The sequence below is a fragment of the Streptococcus infantis genome, from assembly GCF_047463635.1.
Lineage (GTDB): Bacteria > Bacillota > Bacilli > Lactobacillales > Streptococcaceae > Streptococcus > Streptococcus infantis_W.
Map to the genome: position 1 here is coordinate 30,288 of NZ_JASHDL010000015.1, position 20,609 is coordinate 50,896.

Annotated in this window: 14 protein-coding genes and 2 pseudogenes; all 16 read left to right on the forward strand. The window is 37.1% G+C overall.

What is annotated here, in order from left to right; translation table 11 throughout:
- Nucleotides 1-15 precede the first annotated feature (15 nt).
- Complete coding sequence (locus QM867_RS08355) at nucleotides 16-1,005, forward strand: glycosyltransferase family 2 protein (RefSeq protein WP_315640755.1); 990 nt, start codon at nucleotides 16-18, stop codon at nucleotides 1,003-1,005.
- An 11-nt stretch (nucleotides 1,006-1,016) separates the two neighbouring features.
- On the forward strand, nucleotides 1,017-2,171 hold the full coding sequence (locus QM867_RS08360) for a hypothetical protein (protein WP_315640756.1): 1,155 nt from the start codon (nucleotides 1,017-1,019) through the stop codon (nucleotides 2,169-2,171).
- A gap of 391 nt (nucleotides 2,172-2,562) precedes the next feature.
- The gene (locus QM867_RS08365) at nucleotides 2,563-3,978 is read left to right on the forward strand and encodes a flippase (protein WP_315640757.1); all 1,416 of its coding nucleotides are present in this window, start codon (nucleotides 2,563-2,565) and stop codon (nucleotides 3,976-3,978) included.
- A 1-nt stretch (nucleotide 3,979) separates the two neighbouring features.
- Nucleotides 3,980-4,978, forward strand: a complete 999-nt coding sequence (locus QM867_RS08370; protein WP_315640758.1) for an acyltransferase — start codon at nucleotides 3,980-3,982, stop codon at nucleotides 4,976-4,978.
- 12 nt (nucleotides 4,979-4,990) lie between these two features.
- The gene (glf, locus tag QM867_RS08375; protein WP_315640759.1) at nucleotides 4,991-6,091 is read left to right on the forward strand and encodes a UDP-galactopyranose mutase; all 1,101 of its coding nucleotides are present in this window, start codon (nucleotides 4,991-4,993) and stop codon (nucleotides 6,089-6,091) included.
- Nucleotides 6,092-6,147: 56 nt separating this feature from the next.
- Nucleotides 6,148-6,273: pseudogene (locus QM867_RS08380) on the forward strand (sugar phosphate nucleotidyltransferase); the annotation flags it as partial.
- Nucleotides 6,267-7,037: pseudogene (gene rfbD / locus QM867_RS08385) on the forward strand (dTDP-4-dehydrorhamnose reductase); the annotation flags it as partial. The pseudogenes QM867_RS08380 and rfbD, both read left to right, overlap by 7 nt.
- 527 nt (nucleotides 7,038-7,564) lie before the next feature.
- Nucleotides 7,565-8,938, forward strand: a complete 1,374-nt coding sequence (gene ftsA, locus QM867_RS08390) for a cell division protein FtsA (protein WP_414315556.1) — start codon at nucleotides 7,565-7,567, stop codon at nucleotides 8,936-8,938.
- Nucleotides 8,939-8,955: 17 nt separating this feature from the next.
- Nucleotides 8,956-10,212, forward strand: a complete 1,257-nt coding sequence (gene ftsZ, locus QM867_RS08395) for a cell division protein FtsZ (protein WP_414315557.1) — start codon at nucleotides 8,956-8,958, stop codon at nucleotides 10,210-10,212.
- A 5-nt stretch (nucleotides 10,213-10,217) separates the two neighbouring features.
- Nucleotides 10,218-10,889, forward strand: a complete 672-nt coding sequence (locus QM867_RS08400; protein WP_414273800.1) for a YggS family pyridoxal phosphate-dependent enzyme — start codon at nucleotides 10,218-10,220, stop codon at nucleotides 10,887-10,889.
- 9 nt (nucleotides 10,890-10,898) lie between these two features.
- Complete coding sequence (locus tag QM867_RS08405) at nucleotides 10,899-11,450, forward strand: cell division protein SepF (protein ID WP_414273801.1); 552 nt, start codon at nucleotides 10,899-10,901, stop codon at nucleotides 11,448-11,450.
- Nucleotides 11,450-11,713, forward strand: coding sequence for a YggT family protein (locus QM867_RS08410; RefSeq protein ID WP_248035607.1), 264 nt, complete (start codon nucleotides 11,450-11,452; stop codon nucleotides 11,711-11,713). Before QM867_RS08405 ends, QM867_RS08410 begins: the two co-directional genes overlap by 1 nt.
- A complete protein-coding gene (locus tag QM867_RS08415) occupies nucleotides 11,710-12,498 on the forward strand; it encodes an RNA-binding protein (RefSeq protein ID WP_414315558.1) in 789 nt (262 codons plus the stop codon). The genes QM867_RS08410 and QM867_RS08415 overlap by 4 nt, the downstream gene beginning before the upstream one ends.
- A 9-nt stretch (nucleotides 12,499-12,507) precedes the next feature.
- Nucleotides 12,508-13,266, forward strand: a complete 759-nt coding sequence (locus QM867_RS08420) for a DivIVA domain-containing protein (protein ID WP_414273803.1) — start codon at nucleotides 12,508-12,510, stop codon at nucleotides 13,264-13,266.
- 274 nt (nucleotides 13,267-13,540) lie between these two features.
- On the forward strand, nucleotides 13,541-16,333 hold the full coding sequence (gene ileS, locus QM867_RS08425) for an isoleucine--tRNA ligase (protein WP_414273804.1): 2,793 nt from the start codon (nucleotides 13,541-13,543) through the stop codon (nucleotides 16,331-16,333).
- A 787-nt stretch (nucleotides 16,334-17,120) separates the two neighbouring features.
- Nucleotides 17,121-20,609: lectin-like domain-containing protein (locus QM867_RS08430; protein ID WP_414315559.1), on the forward strand; the 3,489-nt coding region annotated here is incomplete at its 3' end.

Here is a 20,609-nt window from a genome sequence, read left to right on the forward strand (position 1 = left end):
ATAAGGAGGGGAGTAATGATTTTAAGTATTGTTGTTCCAACATATAATATAGAAAAATATATAGAGAGAAATATAGAGTCTTTTCTCAATGTAGAGGATAAGTTGAAGAGTTTGTTTGAAGTATTGATTATTAATGATGGAAGTACAGATAATACTCTACAAGTAGTAACAGAATTAATAGAAAAAATAGATTGTTTAAATATAAGAGTAATAAACAAGAGTAATGGTGGACATGGTTCAGCAGTAAATAAAGGCATAGAGGAAGCTAAAGGAAAGTATTTTAAGATAGTAGATGGAGATGATTGGGTAAAAAAATCAGATTTTGAAGAATACTTAAAAAGATTAGAAAAAACTGATGTAGATATGGTTGTTACGAATTTTAGCAAGCAATTTACTTATGAAAATAGAGTGGAATCAGAAAAGGTAATCAATGTTGAAGATTATTATAAAAATAATAAAATTCCCAAAATTTTTCCAATGCATAGTGTTACATATAAAACATGTATCCTAAAAGAAAATAATATCAAATTGACAGAAAAAATCTTTTATGTAGATATTCAGTATATAGTATTTCCTTTGAAATATATTAACGATTGGGAGTACTGGGATTTAGATGTATATCAGTATTTCTTAGGTAGACCTGATCAAAGTATGACTATAGAAAATAGAATGAAAAATATTGAACATAGTAGAAAAGTTACAGAAAGCATATTGGAATTCTATAGCACATTGGGAGATGTATATTTTAAAGATCTAGTTCACTCTCTTTTAAAAGGTTTACTGAACACGAGATATCTATTGGCGTTCTTGTCAGATGATAGAGAGCGATTATTAAAGGAAACTACAGATTATATTAGAAAATATAAACTAGAATACACCTATGATTCTCGTATGAAGACAAGCTACTTATTATATTTTAATGAAATACATAATAGAAGATATTCATTTATAATATATCCAATAGTTAGTTTTAAATTAAATAGGTTAAGCAAGTACGGGATATAGGAGCATCCAGCATGAGTATAAAAGTAAATATATATCAGTTACTTTTTTACATATCTTTTATTATTATAGTTGGTTCAAAATATCTAGGGCAAACGGCCTTTGTAAATGAATACCCTCTATTTAGTGAATTGATAAAAATTTTAATAATTCTAGCATGTATCTTTTTATTATTAAAATATATTTTAGAACCACATACTAAAAAGTTCATTATCTTTTCGATAGTTATTTCGATGATAGTAGTAGCAGTATCGTATAATTCAGATAGTTTTTTCATTTTAATGCCTATAGTAGCACTAATGTTAAATATGAATAATATAGATATAAATAAGGTTATAAAAATTTGGCTTATAGAGATTATAGCATTAATGATTTTTCTATCAATATGCTATAGACTAAATATAGTAGGGGAAGTTATAAATTCAGGAGTTAGAACAGGTGGGAAAATACGATATGCTCTAGGGTATACATATTCAACATTTAGCTCGAATTACTTTTTCCATGTGACAATTTTCTATTTATATTTAAGAAAACATATTATTAAATATGTAGAACTAATAGCTTTATTTCTCATAAATTTATATCTATATTCTTTAACTGATACGAGAGCAGTATTTTATTACTCTACAGCTGCTATTATTGTTTGTTTGTTTTTAAAGGTATTTAAGATAAAAACATATAGTCTTTTTTTGAATAAGTACAGTATGCTATTTTCAGCAATTATAGCTGGAGTTTTGTCATGGAGTTATAGGTATAGACTACCAATTTTGGAACAGCTAAATTTAATATTAACAGGTAGATTACGACTTGGAAGTGCTGCTTTCAATAACTTTGACATAACGTTTTTTGGACAAAAAATAAGATGGATTTTTGAACAAAATATGTTTTCAGAGTTAACATATAATTATGTAGATTCGTCATATCTAAATATTTTATTTAGATTTGGAACAATAATTTTACTTTTAATATTAGTTGGATATTATATTATTGGATCAAAGAATCTCAGTAGAAATACATATTATACAATGATGATTGTATTTTTGTCACTACATTCTATGTTTGACCCTCAATTAATAGATATAATGTATAATCCAGCGATTTTGTTTTTAGGATATGTTATATATAATGAAGATGAGATAAAAAAAGTCATTTCTATGGATTATAATTGAAAAAAATTATGTATATCAACAGTTTTAAAAACAATATATATTTTTTCTATATTCACTTATAAGGGATCAAAGAATATCTATTCTTGGCAGAGGTTGTATTATTAGATATTATTGAGGATACTTAAGTTGATTTTTCGTTGATTATCGCAAAAATTATAAGAGATTTTCATTTTTAAGTGTACCTGTTTTTGCATCAAGAATTTGGAACATGATGATTTTTCTAAACACCTCAAAATGTAAAAATTTAAAAGCCAAAAAATTCTTTTTTCTTTAGAAAAAAGAATTTTTAGAGACTACTTTAAAATATGTAGTTTGAAATTTCTAATGATCTATTTTTATTTTGTAAAATAGAATATATTTAATAAAAACGAAGTAGGAGTCTCTCTTTGAAATGAAAATCTTAAAAAATTACGCCTACAATCTTTCTTATCAATTGTTGGTGATTATTCTCCCGATTATTACGACTCCCTATGTAACACGGGTTTTTTCATCGGATGATCTAGGGACTTATGGTTATTTTAACTCCATTGTTACTTATTTTATCCTCTTAGCGACTTTAGGGGTTGCCAACTATGGGACCAAGGTCATTTCGGGGAATCGCAAGGAAATTGGAAAAAACTTTTGGGGAATCTATTCTCTGCAATTAGGTGCAACATTTCTTTCTTTATCATTGTATGTTGTTCTTTGTTTGACACTTCCCTTTATGCAAAATCCAGTTGCCTATATTCTAGGATTGAGTTTGGTTTCTAAAGGCTTAGATATTTCTTGGTTGTTTCAAGGTTTAGAGGATTTTCGAAAGATTACAGTTCGAAATATCACTGTTAAACTAGTTGGAGTCACCTCCATCTTCCTGTTTGTCAAGTCTGCAAATGATCTTTATCTCTATGTCTTTTTGCTAACCATTTTTGAACTCTTGGGGCAACTCAGTATGTGGTTACCAGCTCGAGAGTTTATAGGTAGACCTCATTTTGATATAGATTATGCTAGGCATCATTTGAAACCTATCATATTATTATTCCTTCCCCAAGTGGCTATTTCTTTGTACGTGACGCTAGATCGTACTATGCTTGGAGCATTGGCTTCTACAAAAGATGTAGGGATCTATGATCAGGCTTTAAAATTAGTAAATATTCTTCTGACCTTAGTAACATCTCTGGGAAGTGTTATGTTGCCACGTGTTTCGCATCTATTAGCGACAGGTGACAGCAAAGCAGTCAATAAGATGCATGAAATGTCCTTCCTCATTTATAATTTAGTCATTTTTCCAATAATGGCGGGGATGTTAATTGTAAATGATGATTTTGTTCAATTTTTCCTTGGTCAAGATTTTCAAGATGCACGTTATGCCATTGCTATTATGATCTTCCGTATGTTCTTCATCGGTTGGACTAATATAATGGGAATTCAGATACTGATACCTCATAACCAAAATAAAGAATTCATGATTTCAACAACGGCTCCCGCAATAATCAGTGTAGGCTTGAACTTGCTATTCCTTCCTAAACTTGGCTATATCGGAGCAGCTATTGTTTCTGTTTTAACAGAAGCGTTAGTGTGGGCAATTCAATTGTACTTTACCCGCGGACATCTAAAAGAAGTTCCTATTATTGGATCAATGGCAAAAATTGTACTCGCATCGGCTATCATGTATGGCCTTTTGTTAGGTTCAAAAACAGTTATTCATTTTTCACCAACCTTAAATGTTATAATATTTGCAGTTCTTGGTGGAATCATCTATCTTTTTGCAATTTTATCTCTGAAAGTGATAAATGTGAAAGAACTAAAACAACTTATTAGGAAAAACTAGAATGAGAAAAATTCGAAATATCAACCTAGATTTAATAAAAGTACTTGCCTGTGTTGGAGTTGTTTTACTTCATACAACAATGGGCGGATTTAAAGAGACTGGCTCATGGAATCTTTTGGCATATTTATATTATTTAGGTACCTACTCTATTCCCCTATTTTTAATGGTTAATGGTTATTTATTGTTAAGAAAGAGAGAGATAACTTATCCCTACATACTCCAGAAAGTAAAATGGATTCTAATAACAGTGTCATCATGGACATTTATCGTATGGTTTTTTAAGCGGGATTTCACAACTAATCCAATCAAAAAAGTTGTAGGTTCTTTGCTACAAAAAGGTTATTTCTTTCAGTTTTGGTTTTTCGGCGCACTAATACTTATCTATTTATGTTTGCCGATTTTGAAAAAATTTCTAAATTCAAAAAGAAGATATTTATACATTTTATCTTTATTGGTCGCTATTGGATTGATTTTTGAGTTATCAAATATTCTACTTCAAATGCCAATACAAACATATGTTGTACAAACTTTCAGATTATGGACCTGGTTTTTCTATTATATTTTAGGTGGTTTTATAGCGCAATTTAATGTGTGTAGTCTCAAATCAAAGTTTAAGAATTGGATGAAAATAATTAGCCTACTTTTGTTTTTGATTTCACCGATAATATTGTTTTTCCTAGCGAAAACTATTTATCATAATCTTTTTGCTGAATATTTTTATGATATTCTATTTGTAAAGATTGTAACTTTAGGTATCTTCTTGACAGTATTCACACTTGATTTGAATGGAGATAAGAGTAAATGGATTGTTTCTCTTTCTAATCAAACTATGGGGGTTTTCATAGTACACACTTATGTTATGAAGATGTGGGAAAAACTATTTGGTTTTAGTTTTGTAGGGGCATACTTACTATTTTCTATATTTACATTGTGTGTAAGTTTCATTGTTATTAGAATGTTAATGAAAGTTCCTTATCTTAATCGAATCATTAAATTATAAAAAGGAGAAAAAATGTACGATTATCTTATCGTTGGTGCAGGTTTGTCAGGGGCAATCTTTGCACACGAAGCCACAAAACGTGGCAAAAAAGTAAAAGTGATTGACAAGCGTGATCACATTGGTGGAAACATCTATTGTGAAAATGTTGAAGGTATCAACGTTCACAAGTACGGTGCTCACATTTTCCATACTTCAAACAAAAAAGTTTGGGACTATGTCAACCAGTTTGCTGAGTTTAATAACTATATCAACTCACCAGTAGCCAACTACAAGGACAGTCTATACAATCTTCCCTTTAATATGAATACATTCTACGCTATGTGGGGAACCAAGACTCCGCAAGAAGTTAAGGATAAGATTGCCGAGCAAACGGCTGACATGAAAGATGTTGAGCCTAAAAACCTTGAAGAACAAGCTATCAAGTTGATTGGTCCAGATATCTACGAAAAGTTGATCAAGGGATACACTGAAAAACAATGGGGCCGTTCTGCAACAGACCTTCCGCCATTTATCATCAAACGTCTTCCAGTTCGATTGACTTTTGATAATAACTACTTTAATGACCGTTACCAAGGAATTCCAATCGGTGGGTACAACGTCATCATTGAAAACATGCTAGGTGATGTAGAAGTAGAACTTGGTGTTGACTTCTTTGCTAATCGTGAAGAACTTGAAGCTTCAGCTGAAAAAGTTGTCTTTACAGGAATGATTGACCAGTACTTTGATTACAAACATGGTGAGTTGGAGTATCGCAGTCTTCGCTTTGAACATGAAGTCTTGGATGAGGAAAACCATCAAGGAAATGCAGTGGTCAACTACACAGAGCGTGAGATTCCTTTTACTCGTATCATTGAGCATAAGCACTTCGAGTATGGTACACAACCGAAGACAGTCATTACTCGCGAATACCCAGCAGATTGGAAACGTGGGGATGAGCCATACTATCCGATTAATGACGACAAAAATAATGCTATATTTGCTAAGTACCAAGAAGAAGCAGCCAAAAATGATAAGGTTATCTTTTGTGGGCGTCTAGCAGACTATAAATACTACGACATGCATGTGGTTATTGAACGTGCACTTAGTGTAGTAACGGATGAGTTTGGTTACTGAAACTTGCATTTTTAACAATTTAATTATTGTACAACAACAAATAAAGGTACTCTACTATGAAAGGAATTATTCTCGCGGGTGGTTCGGGGACACGTTTATATCCTTTGACTCGAGCTGCATCAAAACAACTGATACCGGTTTATGATAAACCGATGATTTACTATTCACTTTCAACATTGATGTGGCTGAGATGGATATTACCGATGCAGCAATGGTGGAGAAAGTTTTTGAAGAGGTGAAACCGACTTTAGTTTACCATTGTGCAGCCTACACAGCTGTTGATGCAGCTGAGGATGAAGGAAAAGAACTGGACTTTGCCATCAATGTTACGGGGACAGAAAATGTCGCCAAAGCATCCGAAAAGCATGGTGCAACTCTAGTCTACATCTCTACAGATTATGTATTTGACGGTAAGAAACCAGTTGGACAAGAGTGGGAAGTGGATGACAAACCAGATCCTCAAACGGAATATGGTCGTACTAAGCGTATGGGAGAGGAGCTTGTAGAAAAACACGTTTCAAACTTCTATATTATCCGTACTGCCTGGGTTTTTGGAAATTATGGCAAAAACTTCGTTTTTACCATGCAAAATCTTGCGAAAAATCATAAGACTTTAACAGTTGTAAATGACCAGCACGGTCGTCCGACTTGGACTCGTACCTTGGCTGAGTTCATGACCTACCTAGCTGAAAACCGCAAGGAATTTGGTTATTATCATTTGTCAAATGATGCGACGGAAGACACAACTTGGTACGACTTTGCAATTGAAATTTTGAAGGATACAGATGTCGAAGTCAAGCCAGTAGACTCAAGCCAATTCCCTGCCAAAGCTAAACGTCCGCTAAACTCAACAATGAGCCTTTCTAAAGCTAAAGCTACTGGATTTGTCATTCCAACTTGGCAAGATGCCTTGAAAGAATTTTATAAGCAAGACCTTAAAAAATAAATGCTGAAATATTGCTATAAAGTATATTTTGAACTAGAGCTATTTCAGGATTAGTGACTTATTACTCATGCTAAAGGATGAAATGGTTTTATTAGAGAATCCGAACTATGTGTGATAGACACTCGCACTAGGAAATAAATTTATAGAATTTTCTTTTGGACAGTCGCAGGAAATAGGACCAATTTTCCAGTGATTTTATAAAAAGGCGGAGGAGCTAAAAACTCAATTTGAAGATAAAATTGAGTAAATCTTTCCGTTATAAAACGCATAGTATCAAGTTTTTTGAACATCTGATATTATGCGTTTTCTTATTTTAAGGGGGCGTTTGCCCAGCCGTTTTCTTTTTATTTACCCACCGATGAAATCGTCGGATAATTATAAAAATTCAAGAAAAAGCTTGGTTAAATGTTAGAAAATTCGAGCACGAATGTATTTTTTGTGTTATAATATTCTGTGAGTAGTTATGCCTTGGTGTAGCTATTAAAAATAGAAGTGTGAAACTGGTAAGATAGAGAGGACGCAGTGTAATGACTAGGAATGGTTTTTTTACAGGCTTAGATATTGGAACTAGCTCTATTAAAGTGTTGGTTGCAGAGCTTGTAAATGGTGAAGTGAATGTAATTGGCGTAAGCAATGCCAAAAGTAAAGGTGTCAAAGATGGGATTATCGTTGACATTGAAGCAGCAGCGACTGCTATTAAGTCTGCAATTTCTCAAGCAGAAGAAAAAGCAGGAATTTCAATCAAGTCTGTAAATGTTGGTTTGCCAGCTAATTTGCTACAAGTTGAGCCAACTCAAGGCATGATTCCGGTGACATCAGATACAAGAGAAATTACAGATCAAGATGTTGAAAATGTGGTTAAATCAGCTTTGACTAAAAGTATGACTCCAGACCGTGAAGTTATCACCTTTATTCCAGAGGAATTTGTCGTAGATGGATTCCAAGGAATTCGTGATCCTCGTGGAATGATGGGTGTGCGTTTGGAAATGCGCGGTCTCTTGTACACTGGCCCACGTACGATTCTCCATAATCTTCGTAAAACTGTAGAGCGTGTAGGCATTCAAGTTGATAACGTGATTATTTCACCTCTTGCAATGGTTCACTCTGTCTTGAATGAAGGTGAACGTGAGTTTGGTGCGACTGTTATCGACATGGGTGGTGGCCAAACGACGGTTGCCACTATTCGCAACCAAGAACTTCAATATACAAATGTCAACCAAGAGGGTGGCGATTATGTTACAAAAGACATTTCAAAAGTTCTCAAGACTTCTAAGAAAATTGCAGAAGGTCTAAAATTGAACTATGGTGAAGCTTATCCACCGCTAGCTAGTAAGGAAACTTTCCAAGTTGAAGTGATCGGTGAAGTTGAACCAGTTGAAGTGACTGAAGAATACTTGGCTGAGATTATTTCGGCAAGACTTAAGCACATTTTTGAGCAAATTAAGCAAGATTTGGAAAGACGTCACCTATTAGACTTGCCAGGAGGTATTGCTTTGATTGGTGGAAATGCCCTCCTTCCAGGTGTCGTTGAATTGGCCCAAGAAGTATTTGGAGTCCGTGTTAAGTTATTCGTACCAAATCAAGTTGGGATTCGCAATCCTGCTTTTGCCCATGTCATTAGCTTGTCAGAATTCGCTGGAAGCCTTACTGAAGTGAATGTTCTAGCTCAGCGAGCAATTCGAGGTGAACATGCTTTAAGCCACCAGCCACTTGACTTTAGAAGTTCAGCTCAACCTGTTTCACCTGTTTCTCCACGACCAGTATTTAATACAGTGACAACACCTGAGCCTGAAACAAACCAATCTGTTGAACCAGTAGCTCCTCTTCAATCAGAAGAAAAGAGCAAAGGTAAATTAACGGATCGTTTCCGTAGCTTGATTGGAAGCATGTTTGACGAATAAAATAGAGGAATATAAATATGACATTTTCATTTGATACAGCAGCAGCACAAGGTGCAGTAATTAAAGTAATCGGTGTCGGCGGTGGTGGTGGAAATGCCATCAACCGTATGGTTGACGAAGGCGTTTCTGGCGTTGAATTTATCGCAGCCAACACAGATGTACAGGCTTTGAGCAGTACAAAAGCTGAGACAGTTATCCAGCTCGGTCCTAAATTGACTCGCGGACTTGGTGCAGGAGGTCAACCTGAAGTTGGCCGTAAAGCTGCGGAAGAAAGCGAAGAAGTATTGACAGAAGCAATCAGCGGTGCTGATATGGTCTTCATCACTGCTGGTATGGGTGGAGGCTCTGGTACAGGTGCTGCACCAGTTATCGCTCGTATTGCAAAAAGTCTTGGAGCTTTGACAGTAGGTGTTGTCACTCGTCCATTTGGTTTTGAAGGAAGCAAACGTGGACAATTTGCTATCGAAGGGATTAACGAACTTCGTGAGCATGTTGATACACTCTTGATTATCTCAAACAACAACTTGCTAGAAATCGTTGACAAGAAGACTCCACTTCTTGAAGCGTTGAGTGAAGCAGATAACGTTCTTCGTCAAGGTGTACAAGGGATTACAGATTTGATTACAAATCCTGGTTTGATCAACTTGGACTTTGCAGACGTTAAGACTGTTATGGCCAATAAAGGTAACGCCCTTATGGGAATTGGTATCGGTAGCGGTGAAGAACGTGTTGTAGAAGCTGCTCGTAAAGCAATCTACTCACCACTTCTTGAAACAACTATCGATGGTGCTGAGGATGTTATCGTTAACGTAACTGGTGGTTTGGACTTGACTTTGATTGAAGCTGAAGAAGCATCAGAGATTGTTAACCAAGCAGCTGGGCATGGAGTTAACATCTGGCTTGGAACATCTATTGATGAGACAATGAAAGACGAAATCCGCGTGACGGTTGTTGCGACAGGAGTACGTCAGGATAAAGTTGAGAAAGTTGTAACTCCTCAACCGCGCCAAGAAACACACCGCGAACCTGCTCGAACTAGTCATGCGCAAACTTTTGATCGTAATTTTGATATGGCTGATACAGCAGAAATTCCAACTCCAAGTTATCGCCGTCAAGAAGCTCCAAAGACATCAGCTTTTGGTGACTGGGACTTGAGACGCGATGCTATCGTTCGTCAAGGAGAGCCAGTTGTTTCTCCAGTGGAACGTTTTGAAGTTCCAGCAGCTACGGATGAAGATGAGTTGGAAACACCACCATTCTTTAAAAATCGTTAATGAAGATGAATTTAAAAGAAAATACGAACCTTGTTTTTCAACAGATATCGAATGCAGTTCAGGAAGCTGGTCGTGAAAACGACTCGGTTTCTGTGATTGCGGTGACCAAATATGTAGATGTTGAAACAGCCTCAGCTTTGGTTTCGCAAGGAGTGCAACACATTGGTGAGAACCGTGTTGATAAATTTCTTGACAAGTATCATGCTTTAAGTGATAAGAATCTTACCTGGCATTTGATTGGAACCTTACAGAGACGTAAAGTCAAGGAAGTGATTTCTTATGTGGATTATTTTCATGCTTTAGATTCCTTAAAGCTAGCTCAGGAAATTCAAAAACGAGCAGACCACAAGATTAAGTGCTTTTTGCAAGTAAATATTTCTAAGGAAGAGAGCAAGCACGGTTTTTCGAAAGAAGAATTGTTAGCCCTCTTACCAGAACTTTCAGAATTAGACCAGATTGAGTATGTGGGACTGATGACCATGGCTCCATTTGATGCAACTAGTCAAGAATTACTAGAGATATTTAAAGAAACGCAAGAATTGCAAAAAACCATTCAGGGGAAATATCTCCCAAATATGCCGATGACAGAACTCAGTATGGGAATGAGTCGTGACTTCAAAGAAGCGATTCAATGTGGTTCAACTTTCGTTCGAATCGGCACAGCATTTTTTAAGTAGGAAATAACCATGTCACTAAAAAATAAATTTGAAAAGTTTATAGATTATTTCACTGAAGATGGAGAAGAAATGGCACCAAACGTTGCTGAATTAAAGCCTGAAAAAACGCTAACATCAGTTTCTGCCCCCATGGAAGAACTTCCACAAGCTCAACAACTTCCTCAGCCTTCACAAGTGAATTCAAAGGAAAAAAATATTACGCGCCTTCATGCTCGTCAGCAAGAATTAGCGATGAAGAGTCATCGTAGTACAGAAAAGGTAACCATTGATGTTCGTTATCCTCGTCGCTACGAAGATGCAACGGATATCGTTGATTTACTAGCAGGTAATGAAAGTATTTTAATCGATTTCCAATACATGACTGAAGTACAAGCGCGTCGTTGTCTAGACTATTTAGATGGAGCTCGTCATGTACTTGCTGGTGAATTAAGAAAGGTTGCAAATACCATGTACCTTTTGACACCAGTAGGAGTTGTAGTTAACATCGAAGATATTCGTTTGCCAGAGGGAACTCATGGTGAAGAGTTTGATTTCGATATGAAGAGAAAACGAGTGAGATAATGATATTTCTAGTTCGCTTTATTCAAAACGCTACAGATATCTATTCTATGATACTTGTAGCGTTTGCTCTCTTATCCTGGTTTCCAAATGCCTATGAGACTAGAGCAGGTCGTTTGTTGACTAATTTAGTCAAACCGATTCTTCAACCCTTGAGACGTCTGCCGCTAAGTATTGGTGGTTTAGATTTTTCAGTTTGGGTGGCTGTCGTTTTAGTTCATTTACTTGGAAACTATCTGATCCGTTTTCTTTTAATACTAGCATGAGAAAAGATATCTATCAGCATTTTTCAGTCGAGGATATTCCTTTTATTGATAAAGGTTTGGAGTGGCTTAGGCAGGTTGAAGAGCACTACGCTCCCATCTTAACTCCCTTTATCAATCCCCATCAGGTCTTTATCCTAAAGACATTGGGAAATAATCATGGGATTCAAGTTTTTTCTAGCAATGATTTTGTAGCTACAGAATATAGTCGTGTGCTACTTGCACCAGATTATTTCATACCGACGAATTTAGCGGATTTTGAAATGGAATTGCTTGAGATTGTTTATTCTAGCAAGTTTGACCAATTGACTCATTCCAAGATTTTAGGAACTGTTCTGAATCGTCTGGGAATCGATCGCAAGTTGTTTGGTGATATATTGGTAACGGAAAATAGAGCTCAAATCATTGTGGACCGGAAATTCACTTCCCTCTTCCAAGACGGGATTCAAAAGATTGCCAAACTACCTGTCAAGCTAGAAGTCGTATCTTTTGAAGATCTGGTAGAGGCCGAGAATGATTATCAGGAAAAGGAAGTTTTGGTTCCGAGTATGCGCTTGGATGCTTTCTTGTCAAATGTTCTGAAATTGTCTCGCTCGCAGACAGCTGATTTGTTAGAAAGAAAATATGTTCAGGTAAATTATCATCTGGTTGAAAAATCTGATTATCAAGTTAAGATTGGTGATTTAGTAAGTGTCAGACGTTTTGGAAGGATTAGTGTTCTGAGAGAAAATGGTCAAACAAAAAGGGATAAGAAGAAATTGACAATACAATTATTATTAAGTAAGTGAGGGGAAAATATGCCAATTACATCGTTAGAGATTAAGGATAAAAGCTTTAGTACTAAGTTTAGAGGTTTTGATCCTGAAGAAGTTGATGAATTTCTCGATATTGTAGTTCGAGACTATGAAACATTGGTTCGAAGTAACCATGATAAAGAGCAACAAATTAGAAATTTAGAAGAGCGTTTGTCTTATTTTGATGAGATGAAAGATTCATTGAGTCAGTCTGTGTTAATTGCTCAAGATACTGCTGAGCGAGTTAAACAAGCAGCTACTGAACGCTCTCATAATATCATTCATCATGCTGAACAGGAATCACAACGTTTGCTTGATGAAGCTAAGTACAAAGCAAATGAAATTTTACGTCAAGCAACTGATAATGCTAAGAAGGTTGCGATTGAGACAGAAGAACTGAAGAATAAGAGTCGCGTCTTCCATCAACGCTTGAAATCTACAATTGAAAGTCAATTGGCCATCGTTGATTCATCTGATTGGGAAGAAATTTTACGTCCAACAGCAACTTATTTACAAACTAGTGATGAAGTCTTTAAAGAGGTGGTTAGAGAGGCTTTGGGGGAAAATATTTCAGCATTTCATGAGGAGGAAGCCAATGATTTGACTCGTCAGTTTTCACCTGAAGAGGTTGCTGAGCTCCAAGCACGTATAGAAGCAACTAATCGTGAATTGATGGAAGCACAGGATGAATCAACTTTATCTGACTTATCTTCGTTAGTAAATAATGAAATGAGTTCTGAGTCTAAAGAGAATTCAGAATAACAATTTCTCAACATTTATAATTGTAAAATCTGAGAACAAAATCTAATCAAACATATTTCCAGCGAGTAGGAGATGGTGAAAGTCCTACAATCCCTGTTGATTAGATTATCCTCTCAAGTTATCAAGTCTGAAGTTAGTAGGATTTGACGTTGCCCACGTTACGGGAAAAGAGGGAGAAAGACTAGTTCTTTTTCCGAACAAAGGTGGTACCACGATTTTCGTCCTTTTTAGCGAATCGTGGTTTTTATTTTGTCTATATCATAAAGGAGATATCATGAAACTCAAAGAAACTTTAAATCTAGGGAAAACAGATTTCCCTATGCGTGCAGGACTTCCAACCAAAGAGCCAGTATGGCAAAAAGAGTGGGAAGAAGCAAAACTCTACCAACGTCGTCAAGAATTAAATGAAGGGAAACCGCATTTTGTCTTGCATGATGGGCCTCCATACGCTAACGGAAATATCCACGTTGGGCATGCTATGAACAAGATTTCAAAAGATATCATTGTTCGTTCTAAGTCTATGTCAGGATTCTATGCGCCATACATCCCTGGTTGGGATACACATGGATTGCCAATCGAGCAAGTTTTGGCAAAACAAGGTGTCAAACGCAAAGAGATGGACTTGGTTGAGTACTTGAAACTTTGCCGTGAATACGCTCTTTCTCAAGTAGATAAACAACGCGAAGACTTCAAGCGTTTGGGTGTTTCTGGTGACTGGGAAAATCCATATGTGACTTTGACTCCTGACTATGAAGCAGCCCAAATCCGTGTCTTCGGTGAGATGGCTAACAAGGGCTACATCTACCGTGGTGCCAAGCCAGTTTACTGGTCTTGGTCATCTGAGTCAGCTCTTGCTGAAGCGGAGATTGAATATCATGACTTGGTTTCAACATCACTGTACTATGCCAATAAGGTTAAAGATGGCAAAGGTGTTCTAGATACAGATACTTATATCGTTGTCTGGACAACTACTCCATTTACTATCACAGCTTCTCGTGGTTTGACGGTTGGTGCAGATATTGATTACGTTTTGGTTCAACCTGCTGGTGAAACTCGTAAGTTTGTGGTTGCTGCAGAATTGTTGACTAGCTTGTCTGAGAAATTTGGCTGGGCTGATGTTCAAGTTTTGGCGACTTATCGTGGTCAAGAATTGAACCATATCGTGACAGAACACCCATGGGATACTGCAGTAGATGAACTCGTTATCCTTGGTGACCACGTTACAACTGACTCTGGTACAGGTATTGTCCATACAGCCCCAGGTTTCGGTGAAGACGACTACAATGTTGGTATTGCTAATGGTCTTGAGGTTGCTGTGACAGTTAACGAACGCGGAATCATGATGGCTAATGCTGGCGCTGAGTTCGAAGGTCAATTCTATGACAAGGTGGTTCCAACTGTTATCGAGAAACTAGGCAACCTCCTTCTTGCTCAAGAAGAAATCTCTCACTCATACCCATTTGACTGGCGTACGAAAAAACCAATCATCTGGCGTGCAGTTCCACAATGGTTTGCTTCAGTATCAAAATTCCGTCAAGATATTTTAGATGAAATCGAAAAAGTGAAATTCCATTCAGAATGGGGTAAAGTCCGTCTTTACAACATGATCCGTGACCGTGGTGACTGGGTCATCTCTCGTCAACGTGCTTGGGGAGTTCCTCTTCCAATCTTCTACGCAGAAGACGGCACACCAATCATGACAGCTGAAACGATTGAACATGTAGCTCAACTTTTTGAAGAGCATGGTTCAATCATCTGGTGGGAACGTGATGCTAAAGACCTCTTGCCAGAAGGATTTACACATCCAGGTTCACCAAATGGCGAGTTCAAGAAAGAAACAGATATCATGGACGTTTGGTTCGACTCAGGTTCATCATGGAATGGGGTCGTGGTTAACCGTCCAGAACTCAAATACCCAGCCGACCTCTACCTTGAAGGTTCTGACCAATACCGTGGTTGGTTCAACTCATCACTCATCACATCTGTAGCTAACCATGGTGTGGCACCATACAAACAAATCTTGTCACAAGGTTTTGCGTTGGATGGTAAAGGTGAGAAGATGTCTAAATCTCTTGGAAATACCATTGCTCCAAGCGATGTTGAGAAACAATTTGGTGCTGAAATTTTGCGTCTCTGGGTAACCAGTGTTGACTCAAGCAATGACGTGCGTATCTCTATGGACATCTTGAGCCAAGTTTCTGAAACTTACCGTAAGATCCGTAACACTCTTCGTTTCTTGATTGCCAATACATCTGACTTTAATCCAGCTGAGGATACAGTTTCTTACGAAGAACTTCGTTCAGTTGATAAGTACATGACCATCCGCTTTAACCAACTTGTTAAGACCATTCGTGACGCTTATGCAAACTTTGAATTCTTGACAATCTATAAAGCCCTAGTGAACTTTATCAACGTTGATTTGTCTGCCTTCTACCTTGATTTTGCCAAAGATGTTGTTTACATCGAAGGTGCCAAATCATTGGAACGCCGTCAAATGCAAACTGTCTTCTATGATATCCTTGTAAAAATCACCAAACTTTTGACTCCAATCCTTCCTCACACTGCGGAAGAAATCTGGTCATATCTTGAGTTTGAAGCTGAAGACTTTGTCCAATTGTCAGAATTGCCAGAAGCTCAAACTTTTGCTAACCAAGAGGAAATCTTGGATACATGGGCAGCCTTCATGGAGTTCCGTGGACAAGCTCAAAAAGCCTTGGAAGAAGCTCGTAATGCCAAAGTCATCGGTAAATCCCTTGAAGCTCACTTGACAGTTTATCCAAATGAAGTGGTACAAACCCTTCTTGGTGCGGTTAACAGTAATGTTGCTCAACTCTTGATCGTCTCAGAATTGACTATCGCAGAAGGACCAGTTCCAGAAGGTGCAGTAGCCTTTGAAGATGTAGCCTTTACAGTTGAACGCGCTGCAGGTGAAGTTTGTGATCGTTGCCGCCGTATTGATCCAAGTACAGCAGAACGTTGCTACCACGCAACCATCTGTGACCACTGTGCAAGTATCGTAGAAGAAAACTTTGCGGATGCAGTCGCAGAAGGATTTGAAGTAAAATAAAAGTAAAAAATGGCGAGGGTAGTCCAAAGGTTGATTTGAAAAGAAAGGCCAATAGCGCTCTCCAACATTAAACGCATACTATCAAGACTTTTAAAGTCTTGATAGTATGCGTTTTTTCTTGTAATACTATTTTTACCATGTATCTTTTTTGTACAGTGGATTGAATCCAGAATAGTAGGCTATGGATTCTATAGTAGATTGAACTTAGAATAGTACGCTACGAATTCTAAAACATTTTTAAAAATTATTTTGACTTTCCTAATCGATTTGTTCATATCTTATTTCAATCCACTATATTTTCATACTCCGTTATAGTAGATTGAATATTGAATAGTACACTGTTGCTTCTAAAACATGGATAAAAATCGATCTGATTTATCTAGTCAATTTGTTCAGATTTGATTTCATTACACTATAAAATAAAATTGCACTTTTTGTTAGCAGGCTGCTTAAGAAATATCTAAGTCCGTGTGTAAATTTGGAATTCTAGCAGCTAATCAACGTATTCTAGGAGGATAAGGAAGAGTTTCTAACAAAACATAAAATATATATGTTTGTGTAGTTAAAATTTCTGCTCTTTTTGATTTTAAAAGAACATCAAGTTTTTAAGAAAAAAACTAACAAAATAGAGAAAAACTGTATTTAGATATTATAAAAACTTATATGTATATATTTGGAATGTAATAAACTGAAAGAAATCTAAAGAATAAATTTGATTTATTTAAGTAAAAAGATTATAATAAAATTGTATTTATAATACTACATAAACACAAAAGGAGAAATAAATATGTGTTTTAATCGTAAAAATGCAGAACAAAAGAATTGGCGTATGATCAAAAAAGGAAAACATTTCTTGTTTGGTTGTTCGCTAGTCTTTGCGGTTGGAGCTACACTAGCTACTCCAACGGTTCACGCTGACAGTGTAGAAGCTAAGACAGAAGCTACAAATTCAGCAACACAAAATGAACCTACTGCAGAGGCGACGACCTATGCGGCACCAGCTGCAACTAGCCCAGTTGCGACTGAAGCAGTAGAAGCAAATTCAGCAACAACTGTCGTTTCAGCTGACAAATCTCAACTAGAAGCTGTTTTGACACAAGCTAAAGCTAAAAACTTGGATGGTCAAGAAGCTTCAGTTAAAGCTGAGGTAGAAGCTGCAATTGCAGAAGCAGAAGCACTAGTTGCGAACGGTTCAGCAAGCCAAGATCAAATCAACCAAAGCCTTGAACGCATGAATCAAGCTGTGGCAAGTGTGAAGGAAGTTACTGAAGCAGCTGAGACAACAGTTGAAACAACATCTGAAGCAACTACAGAATCTTCAGCAACTCCTAAAGTCAGAAGCAAACGTGCTGTTGCTGAAGGTACAACACGTTCAATTGATGAAACTAACCTTGCTCGTGCTATCGTAACCAAAGATAACTTTGAAAGTTTCTTCCAAGAAGGCGGAACTGCATCCTATGATAAATCAACAGGTACTATTAAGTTGACAGATGACGTATCAGGTCAAGTTGGTAGTGCTTACCTTCGGTTTAAAATTGACTCTGGACAACCTTTTACCTTCACTGGTAAGGTCGATATTGGTAATAAATACGAAGGCAAAACTGATGCAGATGGCCGACCAGGTGGTGATGGAGTTGGTTTCGTCTTCCATACAGGTAAGGTAAATACTATTGGTCAATCTGGAGCCTCTATTGGTATGGGTACTATCAAAAATGCCTTTGGTTTCAAACTAGACTCATGGCACAACACTTCTAACCCAAATGCCAACCAAAATGCATCAGCCGATCCACAATATGGTGGGAGAGCATGGGAAAGTAATGCCTTCGGTTCATTCTACTCATCAAATAATGCTGGTAAGGTAACGACAAGTAGCTCAGCAGCAAAAGCTCTAAATCCAGCTCCTAGTGGCCAATGGGTAGACTTTAAAATTGAATACGATAAAGAAAAAAACTTTACAGTAACTTATGGCTCACAAACTTGGACAACAAACTTAAAAAACGCTAACACTAGCATCATGACATTTGATGCTAAGCGTGCCTTGACTACTGGTAATCCAACCTTTGCCCTTTCGTTCTTAGGAAGTACAGGTTCTGGTACTAACTTGCAACGCGTTCAGATTGAAAAATTTGAGTTTACAGCGCCACAAATCGTCCACATGAAATTTGTTGATGCAAAAGGTAATGAAATCGAAGCAAGTAGTGCGATTCCAGGTGATGAAAATGAGGTTATTAACCTTAGCACCCAAGACAGCAAAATTGCAGCAGTCGAAGCTAAAGGTTATAAATTAAAGAGAATCGATGCAAGCAAAGCACCTTCATATAACGAAGGAAACAATACCGTTACCCTAACTCCAGGTGGGCAGTTGTTGACTTATGTATTTGCACCAGCTGGACCTACTGTCACTCCAACATTACAAGTTGGCGGTGTTATGACTGAGCCAGGTATCAAGTCAACAGACAATACCATCTCAGGAATTGGTAAAAAAGGCGCAACAATCAAAATTGCTGCTGCTGGTAAAACAATTGTTGATAATGTGACTGTTGCTGAGGATGGTTCTTGGTCTGCAACTCTTCCAAGTGGTGTAAACAGTAATATCACTGAGCAAGATCAGTTGGTTCCAAGAGATACATTGACAGTTACCCAAACGATCAATGGTGAAGAAAGTGCTGAAACAGAGGTTAAAGTTGGACTTGGTGAATCAGTTGTTCAACCATCTGAATCTTCTTCTGATAAACAAAGTCTTGTTGCAGAAACTACAACAGTAACTTTGAAAGTACCACATGATGCGGGAATTACTTACTTTGATTATCCTAAAGCTGGTAACGCTAGAAGTGAAGTCGCTATTAAACGCGATTCAATTCCAGGGGCATGGACTTCAAAAGACGAATCAAAAGCAGTTGTTAAGTCATACTCTACTGATGGTTTCTTTGATACTATTGTCCTTGAAATGAAAGAGCAAATCCAACCAGGTAAGGCTAAGGTAGTTTCAAACATTAAAGAAGATAAATACACAAGTCCTGTTGGTTGGAAAGAAATTAATGTAGAAGCAAAACCAGCAGATACAACACCACCAGCAGCTCCAACTGTAAACCCAGTTAAGGCAGGCGCTACTGCCATTACAGGTACAGCAGAAGCAGGCTCAACCGTAGAAGTAACGCTTCCAAATGGACAAAAAGCCTCTGCAAAAGCAGGTGACAATGGTGAGTTTTCAATCACAGTTCCAGCTTTGAGTGTTGATGATCAAATTAGTGTTACAGCAACGGATGCTGCAAATAACAAATCAGATGCTACAACTGTAATTGTAAAAGAGAATGTTCGTCCTGTGGTAACTATTCCATACGACGATAAAGCTAACCAAATTATCTATTTATATTCTGGTGAAGAAAATAATATAGAACTAAAAATCACTGATAACTCAGGTAAAATTTCTAAAGCATATTTAGTATTTGCTCAAGACAATCGTACAGGTTTAGGAACAGAAGATGCTGGATACCTAAATGGTAAAACGAAAAGTGCTTTATACTTAAAAGCAAATAGATTTGGTTCAGAAACAACAGCTACTGAAGCAAATCCTGCTATCATCAAATTAACAGCAAATATTCCAAATGGATCTTACACAGATGGTACAGGAATGACTCGTTATATTTATGCTGAAGATTTAGCAGGAAATACAAACTATGATAACGTAGGGGCTGCAGGAGATACAGGCGCACCTGGCCGTATCCGTTTTGTTTGGAAACCGCAAACGTTCAAATATAACGCACAAGCGCCATCAACACCAATTACATCAAACACTGTTCCAGAAGCGAGTGCTATTGAAAAAGCTGTTAAAGATGCCAATCCAACGTTCAGTGACAAGATTGGAAGTGTTACCTTAGATGGTACTAATGTTAAAGTGACCTACAAAGATGGAAGTACAGATGTTATTCCAGCAAACTCAGTATTCACAATTGAACCAACTGCACCTACAGTAACACCAGTTAAGAATACGTCAGCCTTAACTACACCAGAAAAACAAGCTGTAGAAGCAGCAGTAAGAACAAAGAACCCAGATGCGACAACAGTAGTAGTTGGAAATGATGGTTCAACAACATTAACTTACTCAAATGGGTCAACAGCTAAATTGACACCAGCACAAACTGTTAAAGCAGCAGATTCTAAGGGCGTTCAAGAACCAGCAGCTAAGACACCAGTTCAAAACACATCAGCCTTAACTCAACCAGAAAAAGATGCCGTTAAGAAAGCAGTAGAAGACGCTAACCCAACAGCAACTAAG